The organism is Brevibacterium sp. Mu109 (assembly GCF_900169375.1).
GTDB lineage: Bacteria > Actinomycetota > Actinomycetes > Actinomycetales > Brevibacteriaceae > Brevibacterium > Brevibacterium yomogidense_A.
In genome coordinates this window covers 65,928-84,017 of the sequence record NZ_FXZF01000001.1, presented here as the reverse complement: position 1 = coordinate 84,017, position 18,090 = coordinate 65,928, and the positions used below count along the sequence as shown (strand labels likewise).

At 69.6% G+C, this 18,090-nt stretch carries 16 protein-coding genes; 9 read left to right on the top strand and 7 right to left on the bottom strand.

The genetic code is table 11. The features are described from left to right. Window positions 1-2: 2 nt before the first annotated feature. Window positions 3-908 carry a universal stress protein gene (locus BSP109_RS00380; RefSeq protein ID WP_101599014.1) on the top strand — a complete coding sequence of 302 codons (906 nt, stop codon included), beginning with the start codon at window positions 3-5 and terminating at the stop codon, window positions 906-908. Then, on the top strand, window positions 905-1,564 hold the full coding sequence (locus BSP109_RS00375) for an NUDIX hydrolase (RefSeq protein WP_101599013.1): 660 nt from the start codon (window positions 905-907) through the stop codon (window positions 1,562-1,564). Before BSP109_RS00380 ends, BSP109_RS00375 begins: the two co-directional genes overlap by 4 nt. Window positions 1,565-1,646: 82 nt before the next feature. On the opposite strand, the gene BSP109_RS00370 is transcribed toward BSP109_RS00375, so the two are convergent. Further along, the gene (locus tag BSP109_RS00370) at window positions 1,647-2,282 is read right to left on the bottom strand and encodes a molybdenum cofactor guanylyltransferase (protein WP_101599012.1); all 636 of its coding nucleotides are present in this window, start codon (window positions 2,280-2,282) and stop codon (window positions 1,647-1,649) included. Further along, window positions 2,279-2,914, bottom strand: a complete 636-nt coding sequence (locus BSP109_RS00365; RefSeq protein ID WP_101599011.1) for a TetR/AcrR family transcriptional regulator — start codon at window positions 2,912-2,914, stop codon at window positions 2,279-2,281. Before BSP109_RS00365 ends, BSP109_RS00370 begins: the two co-directional genes overlap by 4 nt. 125 nt (window positions 2,915-3,039) lie before the next feature. On the opposite strand from BSP109_RS00365, the gene BSP109_RS00360 reads away from it, so the two are divergent. The 5 genes from BSP109_RS00360 (at window position 3,040) to BSP109_RS00340 (ending at window position 10,335) form a co-directional block, all read left to right on the top strand. Further along, window positions 3,040-4,650 carry a carboxyl transferase domain-containing protein gene (locus tag BSP109_RS00360; RefSeq protein WP_101599010.1) on the top strand — a complete coding sequence of 537 codons (1,611 nt, stop codon included), beginning with the start codon at window positions 3,040-3,042 and terminating at the stop codon, window positions 4,648-4,650. A gap of 5 nt (window positions 4,651-4,655) precedes the next feature. Beyond that, the gene (locus BSP109_RS00355) at window positions 4,656-6,692 is read left to right on the top strand and encodes an acetyl-CoA carboxylase biotin carboxylase subunit (RefSeq protein WP_101599009.1); all 2,037 of its coding nucleotides are present in this window, start codon (window positions 4,656-4,658) and stop codon (window positions 6,690-6,692) included. A 38-nt stretch (window positions 6,693-6,730) separates the two neighbouring features. Further along, a complete protein-coding gene (locus BSP109_RS00350; RefSeq protein ID WP_087006666.1) occupies window positions 6,731-7,903 on the top strand; it encodes an acyl-CoA dehydrogenase family protein in 1,173 nt (390 codons plus the stop codon). Window positions 7,904-8,000: 97 nt separating this feature from the next. Continuing rightward, entirely contained in the window at window positions 8,001-9,665 is a 1,665-nt protein-coding gene (locus tag BSP109_RS00345) for a phospholipase D-like domain-containing protein (RefSeq protein ID WP_101599133.1), read from the top strand. 115 nt (window positions 9,666-9,780) lie between these two features. Continuing rightward, on the top strand, window positions 9,781-10,335 hold the full coding sequence (locus BSP109_RS00340; protein ID WP_257944493.1) for a MaoC family dehydratase: 555 nt from the start codon (window positions 9,781-9,783) through the stop codon (window positions 10,333-10,335). Window positions 10,336-10,437: 102 nt separating this feature from the next. On the opposite strand, the gene BSP109_RS00335 is transcribed toward BSP109_RS00340, so the two are convergent. From BSP109_RS00335 to BSP109_RS00325, 3 genes are read right to left on the bottom strand one after another with little or no spacing between them, the layout of a single operon-like run. Continuing rightward, entirely contained in the window at window positions 10,438-11,196 is a 759-nt protein-coding gene (locus BSP109_RS00335) for an LUD domain-containing protein (protein WP_101599008.1), read from the bottom strand. Beyond that, window positions 11,193-12,833 (bottom strand): lactate utilization protein B, encoded by a 1,641-nt coding sequence (locus BSP109_RS00330; protein ID WP_374700114.1) that lies wholly within the window; start codon window positions 12,831-12,833, stop codon window positions 11,193-11,195. Before BSP109_RS00330 ends, BSP109_RS00335 begins: the two co-directional genes overlap by 4 nt. Before the next feature lie 14 nt (window positions 12,834-12,847). Continuing rightward, the gene (locus BSP109_RS00325; protein WP_101599006.1) at window positions 12,848-13,669 is read right to left on the bottom strand and encodes a (Fe-S)-binding protein; all 822 of its coding nucleotides are present in this window, start codon (window positions 13,667-13,669) and stop codon (window positions 12,848-12,850) included. A 180-nt stretch (window positions 13,670-13,849) separates the two neighbouring features. On the opposite strand from BSP109_RS00325, the gene BSP109_RS00320 reads away from it, so the two are divergent. Then, complete coding sequence (locus tag BSP109_RS00320; protein WP_101599005.1) at window positions 13,850-14,695, top strand: CoA ester lyase; 846 nt, start codon at window positions 13,850-13,852, stop codon at window positions 14,693-14,695. A gap of 15 nt (window positions 14,696-14,710) precedes the next feature. Here the strand turns inward: BSP109_RS00320 and BSP109_RS00315 are convergent, their stop codons facing one another. Beyond that, window positions 14,711-15,367 (bottom strand): NADPH-dependent FMN reductase, encoded by a 657-nt coding sequence (locus BSP109_RS00315; protein ID WP_101599004.1) that lies wholly within the window; start codon window positions 15,365-15,367, stop codon window positions 14,711-14,713. Window positions 15,368-15,544: 177 nt separating this feature from the next. Here BSP109_RS00315 and BSP109_RS00310 point away from each other — a divergent pair, with 177 nt between their 5' ends. Next, the gene (locus BSP109_RS00310; RefSeq protein WP_101599003.1) at window positions 15,545-16,255 is read left to right on the top strand and encodes a peptide deformylase; all 711 of its coding nucleotides are present in this window, start codon (window positions 15,545-15,547) and stop codon (window positions 16,253-16,255) included. Window positions 16,256-16,288: 33 nt separating this feature from the next. Here the strand turns inward: BSP109_RS00310 and BSP109_RS00305 are convergent, their stop codons facing one another. After that, entirely contained in the window at window positions 16,289-18,046 is a 1,758-nt protein-coding gene (locus BSP109_RS00305) for an ABC-F family ATP-binding cassette domain-containing protein (RefSeq protein ID WP_257944492.1), read from the bottom strand. Window positions 18,047-18,090: the final 44 nt, after the last annotated feature.

Genomic DNA, 18,090 nt, shown 5'->3' with positions numbered 1-18,090 from the left:
CTGTGCAGCTGAGCGGAGACGTGATCGTCGGAGTCGACGGTTCTGACCAGAGTGCGGAAGCCGCCGCATGGGCCCTCAAGGAGCTGCGCGGCACCCGCCGTGCCCTCCGGCTCATCCATGTCATCACCCCCGCGCACCTGGAGATCGACGACGAGGTCGAACTCCAGGAGGCCGGCCGGACGGTGCTCACGGGACTCGCAGACCGACTCGGCGACCTCGATGCCGCCCACCCGGACGGCGCCTCGGGCACGGAGATCCTCACCGAGGTCATCGTCGGCGACGCCGGCGAGGAGCTCGCGATGCGAGCGGGGGATGCCGGACTGCTGGTGCTCGGACGGCACGGCGCGGGGACGGTCAACAGCAGGCGGATCGGGACGGTCAGCTTCGGGCTGCCCGGTCATGCGCTCAGCACCGTCCTGGTGCACACGGTGCGCGACGGCAGCGAGTTCGACGATCCGAGCCGCCACCCCAGCATGGCGCGCGGCGGCGCGACAGGCGGTGTCGTGGTGGGTCTCGACACGTCGGAGTACGCAGGCGTGGCGGCCCTGGACGCAGCATCCCTGGCGGTGGCGAGCGGGTGGCGGCTGCGCGTGCTGGTGGGCGTCGACGCACTGGGTGACCGGGCCGAGGCGGAGGCCCGGGCCCAGGCCGACCTCGCCTGGCTGCGCGAGGCCTTCCCGGACCTCGACGCGGACATCGAGTTCCCGTCCGGGGATCCCGCGCAGATGCTCATCGACGCGTCGAAGGCGGCGGACATCGTCGTCATCGGCAAGCGCGGCAAGGGGGTCTTCGCGGCGATGACCTCGCAGCTGGGCCGCACGAGCTCCGCGGTGCTGACAGATGCGGAGGCGAGCGTCCTCCTCGTCCCCTACCGCCGCGATCCGCGCCTGAGCGCACGGTCCGCGTGAGCAGCGCGCCGCTCACGGATTTCCCCCGCCCCTCGCTCGCGGTCGACACCGCGACCTTCACCGTCACGGGTCGCGGACTGGAGATCGTGCTCGTGGCCGAGGACATCGGGTTCGCCCTGCCGGGCACGTTCGTCCACGAGCGGGAGCGTCTCCACGACGCCGTGCTGCGGAGCCTGCGCCACAAGGCGGGCATCACGGGACGCGAACCGGAGCAGCTCAAGGTCTTCGACGACCCGGATCGTGACCCGCGGGGGTGGGTCGTCACAGTGGCCCACCTCGATGTGGTGCCCGGGTCCGTCGTGGCGGAGGGCCTGCGCGGGGGGAGCATCACTCTCGCCCCCGTGGGTGAGGTCGAGGCCGACGGGGGAGTACGACTGCCCTACGACCATCCGAGGGTGTTCGGCGAAGCGCTGCGCCGGGTCCGGGAAGCGTATGCGGAGTACCCCGATCCCTGGGGGCTCCTGCCCTCGTCGTTCAGTCTGGGCGATCTCCAATCGCTGCACGAGTCCGTGGCCGGTGAGGACCTGCCGCGCGACACCTTCAGGCGCGCGATGAAGCGGCAGCTCGAAACCACTGGGGAGCTTACCGATGGTCGCCGCGGCAGGCCTTCTCGCCTCTACCGGAACCCTCCCAGCAGGTCCACCCGCAGAGCCTGAGCCATGCGGGTGGGCGAGATCTGAGCTTCACTGAGGGCGGTGCGCGGGCCTCGGCGTGTGCGGTTCCGAGACCCTCCATGGCTCAGGACTGTGACGGAGAGGAGCTTCCGGTGATCCTGCGGTAGTCCTCCGGGGTGTCGAAATCCTCCGTACTCGCCGGGCTCACCGGTGCGAGCACGGGCTCGACGCCGTCCCAGAGCAGGCGGACGGGCTTGTTCTCCACGTCACCGATGTCCTGCAGTCGTTCACGCAGCTGCTGCTCCGGCCACGCGGCGAACAGGGGCTGGAACCGGCCGGACGCGTCCGTGCAGCCGGAGGGTGAGTCCGACCGAGCGGAGGCGTCCACCAATCGTGCGAGGTCGGCCGGGTCCAGGAAGGGCACGTCCCCGGCGAGGACGAGGACCGTGGATCCGCGTGCGTCGGCAGTGCTCGGCTGCGAGTCCTGCGCGGGCGCCATAGCCGCGACCGCTGCGGCGAGACCTGCCAGCGGGCCCGCGAAGGGAGGGGATTCGACGACCGGGCGCACGGTCGGCCGCGCTGCCGTGTCGAGGCCGTCGAGCGGTCCGGCGACCCAGACCTCGGCGGCGGGGTCCAGGGCCCTCACGGCCGACACGGCACGGGCGAGGACGGAGACGCCGCCGACGGCGACGCCGGGTTTGTGGACCCCGCCGAATCGTCGCGACCGTCCGCCGGTGAGGATCACCGCTTTCAGTGTCATGTGCCGATCGTATTCCGCACCCCGAGTGCAGATCTCGCCGAGGCCCGCAGCTGCGTCGCGACGACCTCTGCGGGAAGCCGTCGGCTGAGGTGCGGTGTCGAGTTCACCATGCCGAAGAGCGCGTGGACGCGGACCGTCGCCTCCTGCTCGGTCAGCTGCGGACTGCTGGACCGCACGACCCCGGCCCAGGCCGTGACGTACTGGCGCTGCAGCCTGCGCACGCTGCGACGCTCGGCGTCGGGCAGGGAGTCGAGGTCGCGGTCCTGGATGCGGATGAGCTCGGGCTCCGTGAGCGCGAAGTCCACGTGGAAGTCGATGAGGTCGCTCAGTGTCTGCGAGGGAGGGCCTCCCTCCGCGATGATCCGCTCACCGCCTGTGTGCAGGTACTCGGAGATGCCGACGAGCAGCTCGATGAGCACGGCCTCCTTCGACTCGAAGTGCCGGTAGACGGCGGGTCCCGAGACACCCGCGCCCTGCCCGATGTCGCCCAGGCGGACCGCGCGGAACCCGTAGCGCGCGAACAGGTGCTTCGCGGAGCCGAGAAGCTGCCGGCGGCGCTCCGCCTTCGCGGCCTCGCGGCTGTTCGCCGGAGCCGCCGAGGCCTCGGAGCGGCTCTCTGTGCGCCTTGTCACGTGGACTCCTTCCGGGCTATCATCACATCAGTTAATCATTGTTAACTGAGTGTGTCGATGAAGCCGTCGCTCTGTACCTGCTGGACCTGCGCGGGCGTCGTGCACACCTGATTCGGAGGAGACTCATGCGTTCCATCGGCTCGCCGGTCGATCCGCAGACTTCACCCCACACCCAGGCGCACGCGCAGCTGCTCGAGGAACTCCGGCAGCGCACCGCGAAGACCGCACTGGGCGGGTCGGAGTCCTCGCGGCAGAGGCACCTGGACCGCGGCAAGCTGCTGCCGCGCGATCGCGTGGAGGGGCTGCTGGACCCCGGCAGCCCGTTCCTCGAGTTCTCCGCCCTGGCGGCGAACGGGATGTACGACGACGCGTCGCCCGGCGCCGGCATCATCACCGGCATGGGGCTGATCTCCGGCAGGCTCTGCGTCATCGTCGCGAACGACGCCACCGTCAAGGGCGGCACGTACTACCCCGCGACGGTGAAGAAGCACCTGCGGGCGCAGGAGATCGCGCAGCAGAACAACCTGCCGTGCCTCTACCTCGTGGACTCCGGCGGCGCGAACCTCCCCAACCAGGACGACGTGTTCCCGGACCGCGACCACTTCGGTCGCATCTTCTACAATCAGGCGACGCTGTCCGCCGCGGGCATCCCGCAGCTGGCGGCGGTCATGGGCTCCTGCACCGCAGGCGGCGCCTACGTGCCGGCGATGGCCGACGAATCGGTCATCGTGAACGATCAGGGCACGATCTTCCTGGGCGGGCCCCCGCTCGTGAAGGCCGCGACCGGAGAGGTCGTCACGGCGGAGGAGCTGGGCGGCGGCGCGCTGCACTCCCGCACCTCCGGCGTCACGGACCACCTCGCGGCGAACGACGAGCACGCACTGGAGATCCTCCGCGACATCGTCGAGACCTTCGGCCCCCGTCACGCCCCGGCATGGGATCGCGCGGAGCCGGAGGCGCCCGCCCACGATCCGGATGAGATCACCGCGGTCGTCCCCGTCGACTCGAAGGTCCCCTACGACGTGCGGGAAGTCATCGCCCGCATCGTCGACGCCTCGGAGTTCCACGAGTTCAAGGCCGAGTACGGCACCAGCCTCGTCACGGGATTCGCCCGCATCGACGGGCACCCCGTGGGCATCATCGCGAACAACGGCATCCTCTTCGGGGAGTCCGCGATGAAGGGCGCGCACTTCATCGAGCTGTGCGACCAGCGCTCCACCCCGCTCGTGTTCCTGCAGAACATCTCCGGCTTCATGGTCGGACGCGACTACGAGGCCGCCGGCATCGCGAAGCACGGCGCGAAGATGGTCAACGCCGTCGCGACGGCGCGCGTCCCGAAGTTCACCGTCGTGATCGGCGGCAGCTTCGGCGCCGGCAACTACTCGATGTGCGGCCGCGCCTACTCGCCGCGCTTCCTCTGGATGTGGCCCAACGCGCGCACCTCCGTCATGGGCGGTGAGCAGGCCGCGAGCGTGCTCGCGACCGTGAAGCGCGACCAGCTCGAGGGCCGCGGCGAAGAGTGGCCCGCAGAGGCCGAGGAGTCCTTCAAGGACCCCATCCGCCAGCAGTACGAGGACCAGGGCAACCCCTACTACTCGACCGCCCGACTCTGGGACGACGGCATCATCGATCCCGCCGACACCCGCCGCGTGCTCGCGCTCGCCCTCGAAGCCGCACGCTTCTCCCCGCTCGAACGACCGCTGGCCGCATCCGGCTACGGCGTCTTCAGGATGTGAGGCACATGTTCACCAGGATCCTCATCGCCAACCGCGGCGAGATCGCCCTGCGCGTCATCCGCTCCTGCCGGCGGATGGGCATCGAGACGGTCGCCGTCTACTCCGATGCAGACGCCGAGGCGGCACACACGAAGGCCGCGGACCTCGCCTTCCGGCTGGGTCCGGCCCCGGCCGCCCAGTCCTACCTCGACATCGAGCGCGTCGTCGCGGCGGTCAAGGCCACGGGCGCTCAGGCCGTCCACCCGGGCTATGGCTTCCTCTCCGAGAACGCCGCGTTCGCGCGCCGGCTCGAGGAGGAGGGCATCGTCTTCCTCGGTCCCACCGCCGCGTCCATCGACATCATGGGCGACAAGATCTCCGCGAAGCAGGCCGTCGCGGCACGCGGCGTGCCGCTGGTGCCCGGCGTCGCAGAGCCCGGACTCACGGACGAGCAGCTCATCGCCCGCGCCGACGAGGTGGGCTTCCCCGTCCTCGTGAAGCCGTCCGCCGGCGGCGGCGGCAAGGGGATGCGCGAGGTCCATGACCCCGCGGACCTGGCTGAGGCGCTCGCCTCCGCCCGCCGCGAGGCAGCGAGCAGCTTCGGCGACGACACCCTCTTCCTCGAGCGCCTGGTGCTCACCCCGCGCCACATCGAGGTGCAGGTGCTCGCCGATGAGCACGGGAACGTCATCCATCTGGGGGAGCGCGAGTGCTCCCTGCAGCGCCGCCACCAGAAGGTCATCGAGGAGGCGCCCAGCGCTCTGCTCGATGAGACCACCCGCGCCCGCATCGGCCAGGCCGCCGTCGACACCGCGAAGTCCGTCGACTACCGCGGTGCCGGCACGGTCGAGTTCATCGTGTCCGCGGACGATCCGGACGAGTTCTTCTTCATGGAGATGAACACCCGCCTCCAGGTCGAGCACCCGGTCACGGAGCAGGTCACGGGCGTGGACCTCGTCGAATGGCAGCTGCGGATCGGCGCCGGTGAGCAGCTGGCCCTGGCACAGGACGACATCACGCTGACCGGCCATTCGATCGAGGCCCGCATCTACGCGGAGGACCCGGCTCGCGGCTTCCTGCCCACGGGCGGCACCGCGCTGGACGTCTCCTTCCCCACGGGGGAGGGCATCCGCGTGGACGCCGGACTGGAGCCGGGACAGCGGATCGTGAGCGACTACGACCCGATGATTGCGAAGCTCATCGTCACGGCCCGGGACCGGCAGGAGGCCGTCGCGCTCATGCGCACCGCGCTGGCCGGTTCCGCGGTGCCGGGCATCGTCACGAACATCGGCTTCCTCCAGACGCTCATGGAGATGCCGGAGGTCGTCGCGGGCGATCTGCACACGGGCCTCATCGACGCGATGACGGAGGACGACCTCGCCGAGGCCGTCGACCCCGCTGCGCTGCAGCTCGCCGCCGCACACGTCACCACCGCCGAGGCTCGGCGCGCGACCGACTCCCACATCGCGGGCGAGCCGGTCGGCATGTGGGCCGATGGCAGCGGGTGGCGCAGCGCCACAGCGGCCCGGACCATCGTCCCGCTCGTCCACCGCGGAGAGCGCCACGACGTGGAGTTCGACCATCCGACGGTGCGCACGCTCGGCCCCGCCGCGGTCCGCAGCGGTGCCGCGACCGACTCTGGCGTGGGGGCCTCGGGCGCGGGCGCCGCCCTCCGGCTCACGCTGGACGGCGAGCAGGTCACGGGACGCGTGTGGGCCTCGGCGGACGGTCGCACCTTGTGGGTGCGCACGAACGGGGGGCTGGCACAGCTCACCCGCCCGCAGGCGGACACCGCGATCGGTGCGGCGGCCGCCGGGGCCGAGGTCCTGGCCCCCATGCCGGGCTCCGTCACCGGCATCCGCGCCGAGGACGGGGAGACCGTCGTGACGGGGCAGCCGGTCGTCGTCGTCGAGGCGATGAAGATGGAGCACGTGCTGACCGCGCCCGCGGACGGCGTCGTGCAGCTGAGCACCGTGGCCGGCGCGCAGGTGGCGCTGGACGAGGTGCTGGCCGTCATCGTCCCGGAGGACGAGGGCGACGCAGCGCAGGGTACCCAGGACTGAGCGAGCACTTGACCGCAATGACTCATGGAGGAGACACGATGACGACGTTCGTTCCGGGCATGCTGCCCGACGAGTACGAGACCCTGCGACGGACCGTCGCGCAGTTCACGGACGATGAGGTCGCGCCGGTGAGCGCGGAGCTCGATGCCAAGCACGAGTTCCCCTACGCGCTCGTCGAGCAGATGGGCGACATGGGCCTGTTCGGCCTGCCGTTCCCCGAGGAGTACGGCGGCATGGGCGGCGACTACTTCGCCCTGTGCCTGGCTCTGGAGGAGATCGCGCGGGAGAACCAGTCGCTCGCGATGACGCTGGAGGCGGGGGTGTCGCTGGGCGCGATGCCGGTCTTCCGCTTCGGCACGGAGGAGCAGAAGGCTCAGCTGCTGCCGCAGGTCATCGACGGCCGCGGGCTCGCCGCGTTCGGCCTCACGGAGGCCGAGGCGGGATCCGACGCGGGCGGCACGAAGACGAAGGCGGTCCTGGAGGACGGCGAATGGGTGGTGAATGGGTCGAAGTCGTTCATCACGAATTCGGGCACCGACATCACGAAGTTCGTCACCGCCACCGCTGTGACGGGCACGCGGACGGGTCGTGACGGGTCGCAGAAGCCGGAGATCTCCACGATCATCATCCCGAACGGGACGCCGGGCTTCACCGAGGAGCCCGCCTACGACAAGGTGGGCTGGAACTCGTCGGACACCCACCCGCTCACGTTCGAGGGCGTGCGTGTGCCGGAGGCCAACCTCCTGGGCGAGCGGGGCCGCGGGTACGCGAACTTCCTGCGGATCCTCGATGAGGGCCGCATCGCGATCGCCGCGGTATCCGTTGGCGCGGCCCAGGGCTGCGTGGACGCCAGTGTGAAGTACGCCAAGGAGCGCACGACGTTCGGGAAGCCGATCGGCGACTACCAGGGCATCAGCTTCAAGATCGCCCGCATGGAGGCGCGCGTGCAGGCGGCGCGCGCCGCCTACTACGCGGCGGCGTCGAAGATGGAGTCCGGCCTGCCGTTCAAGAAGGAAGCGGCCATCGCGAAGATGGTGGCGTCCGAGGCAGCGATGGACAACGCGCGCGACGCCACGCAGGTGCACGGCGGCTACGGCTTCATGAACGAATACCTGGTGGCCCGCCACTACCGCGACTCGAAGATCCTGGAGATCGGCGAGGGGACCACAGAGGTCCAGCTCATGCTCATCGCCCGCGACCTGGGACTCTGAGCGCAGCGGCACTGCGGATGCCCGCGATCGGTCGGGGATTCCCGGACGGTCGCGGGCACGTGGCGCACCGCGCCGAGTGATTGCATAGTCTGTGACTGTGGACTCCAACGCACTCGACCTCGCGCAGTGGGACTGGGCTCAGATCGTGTCGACGACGTTCATCGTGCTCGACTACACGATCAAGGTCATCGCGGTCGGCGTCGTCCCGGAGAACCGGCGACCGTCGTCGTCGAGCGCATGGCTGCTGCTGATCCTCTTCCTGCCCGTCGTCGGGATCCCGCTGTTCCTCATGCTGGGCAGCCCGTACATCACGGGCAGGCGGGAGAAGATCCAGGAGGAGGCGAACACCCGTCTTCAGCAGGGCACGGTCGACATCCCGGACTGGCCTTCTGCGCTGGGCGTGCCGGAGATGTTCGGCGGGCTCGTCACCCTCAACCGGAACCTCACCTATCTGCCGATGGTGACGGGCACGGACCACGGAGTGCGGACGGACTACGAGGAGAACATCCGCGTCATGGCGGGCGCCGTCGATGAGGCCGACGACTACGTCGACGTCTGCATGTACATCATGACGGCGGATGCCACGACGGAGCCGTTCCTCGCCGCACTCGAACGGGCCGCAGCGCGCGGTGTGAAGATCCGCGTCATGTTCGATCACCTGGGATCGCGCAAGTACGCGGGCTTCCGCCCATTGAAGCGACGGCTGGATGCAGCGGGGATCGACTGGTCGCTCATGCTGCCGTTCCAACCGCTCAAGGGCAGGGTGCGGCGGGTCGACCTGCGCAATCACCGCAAGCTCATGGTCGTGGACGGAACGCGGGCATTCATGGGCTCGATGAACATGATCGAGTCGTCGTACGGCAGCGCTCGCAACGCACAGATCGGCAGGCACTGGCACGACATCATGGTCGAGCTCACCGGTCCGATCGTCGCGTCGCTCGAAGCGGTGTTCGTGACGGACTGGTTCACGGAGACCGGCGAGGACCTCACGATCCGCGCCTACGACGCCGCAGAGCGGCTGCAGGAGCGCGAGGTCGCGATCGGACAGCGACTCACGACCGGTCGTGGGGTGAGCGCGGAGCGGGACAGGTCCGGCAGGCTGGTGACGGCTGATGAGGCCAAGACCAGAACCGCTGAGTCGTCCGACCGTGCATCCGGCCCGTCTGTCACGTCCGGTCCATCTGTCACGTCCGTGCCGTCGGATTCGGAGCTGAACGCGGTCCAGGTGATCCCGTCCGGGCCCGGCTTCCGCACGCAGCCGAACCTCCGTCTCTTCGTGTCGCTCGTCTACCTCGCGCAGAAGCGGCTGCGGATCGTGAGCCCCTACTTCGTCCCGGATGAGTCGATGCTCGCGGCCGTCATCACCGCGGCGCACCGCGGGGTGGAGATCGAGCTGTACGTGAGCGAGCAGGCCGACCAGTTCATGGTTGACCACGCGCAGAGCTCCTACTACGAAGCGCTGCTGGAAGCCGGGGTGCGGATCTACCGGTACCCCGCTCCGAAGGTCCTCCACACGAAGTGCTTCACGGTCGACGACCTGTGTTCGGTGATGGGCTCGTCGAACATGGACATGCGATCGTTCGGCCTCAACTACGAGGTGAGCCTGCTGGCGTACGGCGGTGACATCACGGAGGGACTCCACGGGATCATGGACGCGTACCGCTCCGTGAGCTCGGAGCTCACGGCGGACGAATGGGAGGAGCGGTCGTGGGGCCGCCGCTGGCTGGATTCGGCGATGCGACTCACCTCCGCGCTGCAGTGATCCAGTCCAGAACTGTCAGATGCAGAGCTGTCAGATCCAGAATCGTTCGATCCAGGATTATCCGACCCAGTAGATTTCGGTTCAGAAGAAGCAGGTTCAGAGAGGAGCCCCGCACATGACGGAGCAGAACACAGCAGGCCAGAACACAGCGGGCCAGGATGCAGCGAGCCAGAACGCAGCCGATCAGGACGGCCCCGTCATCACCCAGCGCGGGCTGTGGTTCGAGGAGTTCGAGGTGGGGGCGACGTACCGCCATGCTCCCGGCCGCACGATGACGGAGGCGGACAACACGTGGTTCACCGCGGTCACGATGAACACGCAGGCGCTGCACCTGGACGCGCACTTCGCGGAGTCGGAGCCGTTCGGCGAGAGGCTCGTGAACTCGATGTTCACCCTGGCCACGCTGGTGGGGCTGTCCGTCTCGCAGCTGACGCAGGGCACGATCGTCGGGAACCTGGGCTTCAGCGAGGTCGCATTCCCCAAGCCTGTGTTCCACGGTGACACGCTCTACGCGGAGACGAAGATCCTCGACAAGCGCCTGTCGCGTTCGCGCCCGGGGGAGGGGATCATCTCGCTCGAGCACATCGGCCGCAACCAGAACGGTGATGTCGTCGCGCGAGCTGTGCGCAAGACGATGGTCTTCACACAGGACCACGCGCAGGACGCCTGAGCGCGGAGGAACAGTCGACGCAGTGCTGAGGGGCCGTGCCGGAATGGTCCGGCACGGCCCCTCAACACTGCGTCAGCTCAGCCCATCGTCAGCTCACCACGGTCAGCGGTCGGTGATGATGATGACGTCCAGCTGCCGCGGTCCGTGGACTCCCTCGACGCGCTGGAGCTCGATGTCGCTCGTGGCCGACGGTCCGGAGATCATCGTGACCGGGCGCGTCAGGTCGATCCGGGCGACTGCCTCCGGCACGATCTCCACGACCGTCGATTCCGGCACGAGGCACACGTGATGGTCCGGCACCAGCGTGATCATGCGGCGACCGCAGTCCGTGTCGCCGTCCAGCATGATCGTGCCCGTCTGCGCGACGGACACCCGTGACGCGGTGATGACGGCGCTCGTCTCGTCGAGCTCGTCGATCGTATGGATGTGGTGCTCCGCACTGGCGAACCGGTCAGCAGCCTCCGACTCCACCTCTCCGTCCGCGATCGCACCTTCCTGCGCCTCTGCGGCGTCGACGGTGATGCGCACGCGGTCCGGCAGCTGCGAGACGACGCCTGCTTCGAGGCCGGGCGGGATCACGACGGAATCGGCCGGCTCCAGCCTCTCCGCCACGATGCGCGCAACGTCCGCGGCCGGCGCCTCTGCCACCCATGCCTTGTAGTCCACGAGCCGATCGACCAGCTGTTCGATGACGGCCGACCTCGCGAGGGTCCCCTCGCGCAGGTAGGCGCGGGGGACCTCGGCGTCGATGTCGACCGGCTTCCCCGTCGACGGGACGACCCCCGGACGTGTCGTCGTGCCGTCCTCGCGGCCCAGCGCGGTGCGCAGGCGGGTCAGGATCTCTTCACGCGCGCCGGTCATCGTGCGTCCCCTTCTTTCTGCGAGCCCTGATCGTCACCAGCACCAGCACCAGCACCAGCGCCAGCACCAGCTTCCTGCTGGGCGGCGATCGCGTCCGCGTCCGTTCCGCGGGTCTTCCGCCACCAGTTCCTGAACGACTGGTCCGGCAGCGCGGGGATGTCGCGGCTGGACGTCCACTTCCCGACGACTCCCGGCAGCCGGCTGATGCCGCCGGTGAACCGGGTGAGTGCGGCGGCGATGGGCAGCGCGCGCTCGGCCAGTGCGATCCGCCGCCCGTCGGCCATCGCCCACGACGCCGCGGCGAGTCCGGCCGACAGCTGTCCGCTCGAGCTGGTCGCGTCCCTGACCCGCTCCGTGGCCGATTCCCCCTCCTGCGTGGTCGAGACGTCCTCACCGCGCAGGTGGACGAGGATCGACGGGATGTCGATCTTCACCGGGCATGCGTCGAAGCACGCACCGCAGAGGCTCGAGGCGTACGGCAGGGAGTTGTTCTCCTCCGCCTGCACGCCCGTCATCAGCGGCGAGAGGATCGCGCCGATGGGTCCGGGATAGGTCGATCCGTACGCGTGTCCACCGGTCCGCTCGTAGACCGGGCAGACGTTCATGCATGCGGAGCAGCGGATGCAGTTGAGCGCTGAGCGGCCCCATTCGTCCGCGAGCGCCCGCGACCTGCCGTTGTCCATGAGGACGACGTGGACGTTCTGCGGTCCGTCGCCCGCAGTCGCTCCGGTCCAGAAGCTCGTGTACGGGTTCATGCGCTCCGCGGTGGACGACCGCGGCAGCAGCTGGAGGAAGACCTCGAGGTCCTCGGGCTGCGGCAGCAGCTTCTCTACGCCCATGACGGTGATGAGGGTCTCCGGGAGGGTGAGGCACATGCGGCCGTTGCCCTCCGATTCGACGACGCCCAGGGTGCCCGTCGACGCGATGCCGAAGTTCGCGCCGGACACGGCGACCTTCGTCGTGAGGAACTTGTGCCGCAGATGCTGCCGCGCGGCCTCGGCGAGCTTCCCCGGATCGTCGGTGAGGCCCGGGTCCACCCCGGGGATGCCCTCGAGGAAGATGTCGCGGATCTCCGACCGGTTCTTGTGGATCGCCGGCACGAGGATGTGGCTGGGCAGGTCGTCGCCCAGCTGGACGATGAGCTCGGCCAGGTCGGTCTCGAACGCGTCGATGCCGTGCGGCTCCAGGTACTCGTTGAGCCCGATCTCCTGCGTCGCCATCGATTTGATCTTCACGACCTCGCGGCGGCCGTTGCCCAGGATCGGCGCGTTCTCCTCGATGAGATCGCGGACGATCGAGTTGGCCTCCTCCGCGTCGCGCGCCCAGTGGACGTGTCCACCGCGTGCTTCGAACGCGTCCGCGAACTGCTCGAGCAGATCGGGCAGCTCCGCCATGACCCGCTGCTTGATCGCGGCGCCGGAATCGCGGAGGTCCTCCCAGTCGGGCAGCTCGGCGACTGCACCCAGGCGCTTCTCACGGATCGTCTTGGTCGCGTGGCCCAGGTTGCGGCGCAGCTGCTCGTCCTCGAGCTCTCGCGAGGCGTACTGCGGGAACGGCTCGCGCTCGAACACGTTCCCCTGGGCGCCGGGCAGACCGTCGGCGATCTCTGCGCCATCGGCGCGCAGGACTGCGGGCATACCGAGGAATGTCGTCATCGGAGGCTCCCTCCTGACAGCAGGGGTTCGGATCGTGGGGGCAGGAGCGGCTTCTCCCGCGTCGACGCGAGGATCCGCGCCAGGTGCACGGTGCCGACCTCGCCGCGCGGGCTGCGAGCCCCTGTGCGGGACAGTCCGCCGCCGATGTGCATGAGGCAGCTAGCGTCGCCGCCGGTGCACAGACTCGCACCGGTCATGACGATGTTCTCCGCCTTGTCGGCCAGCATCGCGGTGGAGACCTCCGAGTTCTTCATCGAGAACGTGCCGCCGAACCCGCAGCACTGGTCCGCCTGCGGCAGTTCGCGCAGGTCGATGTCCTGGACCGTGCTCAGCAGGTCGCGCTGCCGGTCGCCCAGGCGGAGGATGCGCATGCCGTGGCACGACGGGTGGTAGGTGACGGCGTGGGGGAAGTACGACCCCAGCTGCTCGCCCGCGTCGGTGATGCCGAGCACGTCGGTGAGGAGCTGGCTGAGCTCGTAGGTGCGGCTCGCGAGGTCCTCTGCACGGTTCGCGAGGTCGTCGTCGCCCGCGCGGCGGGCGATCATCGGCTGCTGGTGGCCGGCGGAGGCGGCGCAGGAGCCCGAGGGCGCGCAGATGACGTCCCAGTCGGGGCCGTCCTCGAACGCGCGGACGTGGCCCTCGACGACCGGCACTGCCCCTGCGAAGTCGCCGGAGTTCACATGCATCTGGCCGCAGCATGCCTGGCGCTCGGGGAAGACCACCTCGTGGCCCAGCCGTTCCAGGATGGTGACGGTGTCACGGGCCACCTCCGGATACATCGCATCGACGATGCAGGTGGCGAACAATGCGATTCGCATGCGGCTCCTCCTTCGGGGCGACCGCAGCCGCCGGAGGCTGCGTGCTGGATCACACTCTAGGGCGCAGTCGCGACGGAAGGGGAACGGCGGCGCGGCGCATGCGCACCCCTGGGGAGTGGAGCGCGAGGGTGTCAGCGCTACGATGTCGACGACGAGGACGTCCCCGATCTGAAGGTGAATATGAGCTTCGACATCCGCCCCGCATGGCTGTTCGTCCCCGGTGACAGGCCGGATCGCTTCGCGAAGGCCGCACAGCGATCCGACGTCGTCATCGTCGATCTTGAGGACGCGGTCTCCGCCGGTGACAAGGACACCGCCCGGCAGGCGCTGCGCGACGCTGTTCGCGACGTACCGGAATTGTCTCCGAAACGTACCGTGATCAGGGTGAATGCAGCGGATACGGAACACTTCTCTGCTGATATTGAACTGCTGAAGGAGCTTCCGTTCGAGATGGTCATGCTGCCGAAGGCGGAGTCCGCGGAGGACGCCGCACGGCTCGCCGTGGCGCTGCCGGGCACGGGCGTCATCGCGCTCATCGAGACCCCCGCCGGTGCGGTGAACGCGGCAGAGATCGCAGCCGCGCAGAACGTCCACGGGCTCATGTGGGGATCGGAGGACCTCATCGCCGCACTGGGCGGCGGATCGTCGCGCGGAGCGGACGGCTCCTACCGCGCCGTCGCCATGCACGTGCGGTCGCAGACGCTGCTGGCGGCGAAGGCGCACGGCAAGTGGGCGCTCGACTCGATCTGGACGGCGATCGATGACATCGACGGGCTCGCGGACGAGGCGCTCGACGCAGTGGAGAGCGGGTTCGACGCGAAGGTGTCGATCCATCCCAAGCATGTGCCCGTCGTACGGAAGTCGTTCGCGCCCACGGACACGCAGACCACGTGGGCTGCGAACGTGCTCGAGGCGGCGAAGGGGCAGAAGGGCGCGTTCACGTACGAGGGCTCGATGATCGACGCGCCCCTGCTGGCGCACGCCCGGTCGATCCAGGCGCGCGCCGCGGCGGTGCGGGAGGCCTGAGTCGCCTGAGCCGGCTCAGGCGGCTGGTCGCTGCGCCCGCGCACCTGCGCGCTCGACGACCCAGCCCAGAGCGGCTCGGAGGCTGTCGGCGGACCCGGCGACGACCTCGGCGGCGTTCAGCAGTGTGCGGTCCTCGCCGTAGTGGCGACTGCGCACGCGGATCGCAGGGTCGACCTCGGCGAGGTCCACCCGCAGCTGGGTGAGGACCGTCCGCAGCTGTGCCGCGGCGCTCTTCCCGCCGGCGCCGCCGTAGCTCACGATGGCGCTCGGCAGGCCGGCCCACTCCTCCTTGAGGAAGTCGATCGCGTTCTTCAGCGGGGCGGGGTAGCCCCCGTTGTACTCGGACGTGACGAAGATGCACCCGTCCAGTCCGGAGACGGTCTCGGACCACGCGCGGGAATGGGGCAGAGTGCGCTCGCCGGAGGACGGGGGAGTGGGCTCGTCGAGGAACGGCAGCGCGATCTCGCGCAGGTCGAGGAGCACGGCGTGGGAGCGGTCGTCCTCACGAGCGTGGTGGGCGACCACGTCTGCGACCGACTCGGCGACCACGTCAGCAACCACGTCCGCAATCTGCCGGCCGATGCGCACCGGCCGGGTCGAACCCACGATGACCCCGTTGCGGGGTCGCAGCGGTCGTAGCGGGGTGGTCGTCGTCTGCGTGAGTGCGCTCATGCGGGCACGGTACGGAGCCGCGCGACTCGCGCGCGGGCGTGCGGACACGAATCGACACAGGACGACACAGATGGACGGCACGACAGGGCTGGTCAGAGCGGCAGGGGTGGACAGCGCTGCACAGGTGGACAGCGCCGCGCAGGTGGACAGGGCGGCAGGGGCGGACAGAATAGGTGCATGACGGAATCGACGGAACCGATGAGCACGACCGACACCCGTGATGCGGCGATCCGCGACCACGTGCGCAGGCTGCTCGAGGCGGCGGATGCAGCGGAGGGCCTCCTGCCGATCGTCGAGGCGGGCGACCCCGTCCTGCGCATGCCGTGCGCTCCGGTCGACGGGCAGCTTGATGACGCGGAGCTGAACGCGTTCGCCGACGCGATGCAGCGCACGATGCGCGCGGCCCCCGGCGTCGGCCTGGCCGCTCCGCAGGTGGGAGTGCCCCTGCGGATGTTCGTCGCCGAGGACCCGGTCCCCACCCAGCCCGACGAATCAGTCGCAGCCCGGCTGGCGCTCCGGCGCCGTGTGCCGTTCGGGCCGCGGGTCGTGCTGAACGCTGAGTATTCGGCGACGACGGACCGAACGGCCTCGTTCTTCGAGGGATGCCTGTCGATACCCGGGTACCAGGCGGTCGTCGACCGGCCGCTGACGATCGGGCTGACCGGCCAGGACCTCGGCGGTGCTGCGATCGATGAGGAGCTGACGGGCTGGCCGGCACGGATCGTCGCCCACGAATCCGACCACCTCGACGGCGTGCTCTACCTGGATGCGGCGCAGATGCGGTCGCTGGCGACCAACGACGCCGTCGCGCGCTGGTGGGGCCGGGCGGATACCCGCGAGGCCGCAGCGGCACTGGGGTTCGAGGTGCCGGCGACGAGCGTGTTCTGAGCGAGCCTGCACGAGCGCGCCTACACAGCGCACCTACACACTGTCTGCGGCGGGGCTCAGATCGATGCGCCGTCCCTTCCAGCCTCGGCGGAGCCAGCGGTCGTGGGACGTGATCACGACTGTGCCGGGGTACTCCACCAGCGCGTCTTCGAGCGCGGTGACGAGGTTCAGCGAGAAGTGGTTCGTCGGCTCGTCCAGCAGCAGGACCTCGGGCGGATCGGCCAGCAGCACGGCCAGGGCGAGGCGACGTTGCTGCCCCACGCTCAGCTCGGCGACTGGTCGATGGTGGTCGCGACCGGCGAGCAGACCGAACGTGCTGAGGGGGACGTGTCCGGCGAGCTCGGCGCCGATCATATCCGTGTAGTCCTCACTCACTGTGCGGCCGGTGCCGCGGCCACGGGGATCGGGGAGCTCGGTGTCCTGTGCGAGGACCTTCACGCGGTCGTTCGCTGACCGTGTGACCTGGCCGGTGGTGGGTGGCAGGCATCCTGCGAGGACATGCAGGAGGGTGGATTTCCCGGAGCCGTTCGGTCCGGTGATGAGCCACTTCTCACCGCGGCTGATGCTCAGCGAGAGGGGAGCCAGCCGGTCCCGGACGGCGACGTCCGTGACGGTGAGCACCGGTTCCACCGGGCCCTTCACCCGCAGGTCACCGGCGGCCGTGAGGCCGCGGAACTCCAGGTGCGCCGGGGGCCTGCGGATCTGTTCGGCCTCGCGAGTCTCGAGGCGCGCTCGGGCGTCATTGACCCGGCGAGAGACGACCTTCGCATTCCGGTCGGCATAGAACTTCTGTGCCCCGCGGACCTCCGTGCGCGGCTTCCAGTCCGCGTGCCCCACCGTCTGCTGATCCGTGACGGAGGCGCGCAGCCGCGAGAGTGCTGCCTGCTCGTCCCTGTACTGCCGCTCCCATCGCTGCTCGGCCTCCCTGCGCACGGTGAGGTAGTCGCTGTAGGCGCCGGTGAAGCAGGTGACTCCGATCCCGGTGCCTGTGCCGTCCTGGACGAGCGGCCCGGCGACCGCGTGCGGGATCGGCGATGGGTCGAGGTCGAGCAGGGAGGTCGCCGTCTCATCGAGGAACGCCCGATCGTGGCTGGCCATGAGCAGAGGGCCGCGCCATGCGGTGAGCACGCTGACCAGGTAGGCGGTCGCCGCATCGTCCAGGTGGTTCGTCGGCTCGTCGAGCAGCAGCACGTCCGGCGAGCTGAGGAGCAGCCAGGCCAGGGCCAGCCGTGCCCTCTGTCCACCGGAGAGCGAACCAGTGGGACGCGTGCGGTCGAGGTCCCCCAGTCCCAGTCCGGACATCATCGTGGAGACGCGGGCATCCGCCTCCCACGCTCCCAGACGCTCGGCCGTCTCCAGGGCTCGGGAGAAGGCATCCAGCGTCGGCTGGTCCTCGGGGTGCTGCGCCAGAGTGCTGCCGAGGTCGCTCACGGCCTGTGCGGCGCGCCGTGCGGGAGCGACCGCGGTCTCCAGCGATTCAGCGATGGAGGACTCTGCGGTGAAGGGTGCTTCCTGATGGAGGAGTCCGATCACGGGCTGGTCGGTGCCGGGAGAGCGGGCGGTGACGGTGCCGGCGGTCGGTGTCAGGAGTCCTGCGATCACGCGCAGCAGGGTGGACTTCCCGGAGCCGTTCTCTCCGATGAGGCCCACCCGCTCGCCTGCGGGTACGACGAAGGACACGTCGGTGAGCACGCGACGGTCGGCGAAGGAGAGTGAGACGCCGTCGATCCGCAGATGCGAATCCGGGGTCGAGGATGACGTGGGGGATGAGGGGGAGGATGTATGTGGCACGAGTGTTCCCATGAATGAAGCGGAACCCGCCGGGCAGCTGGCCG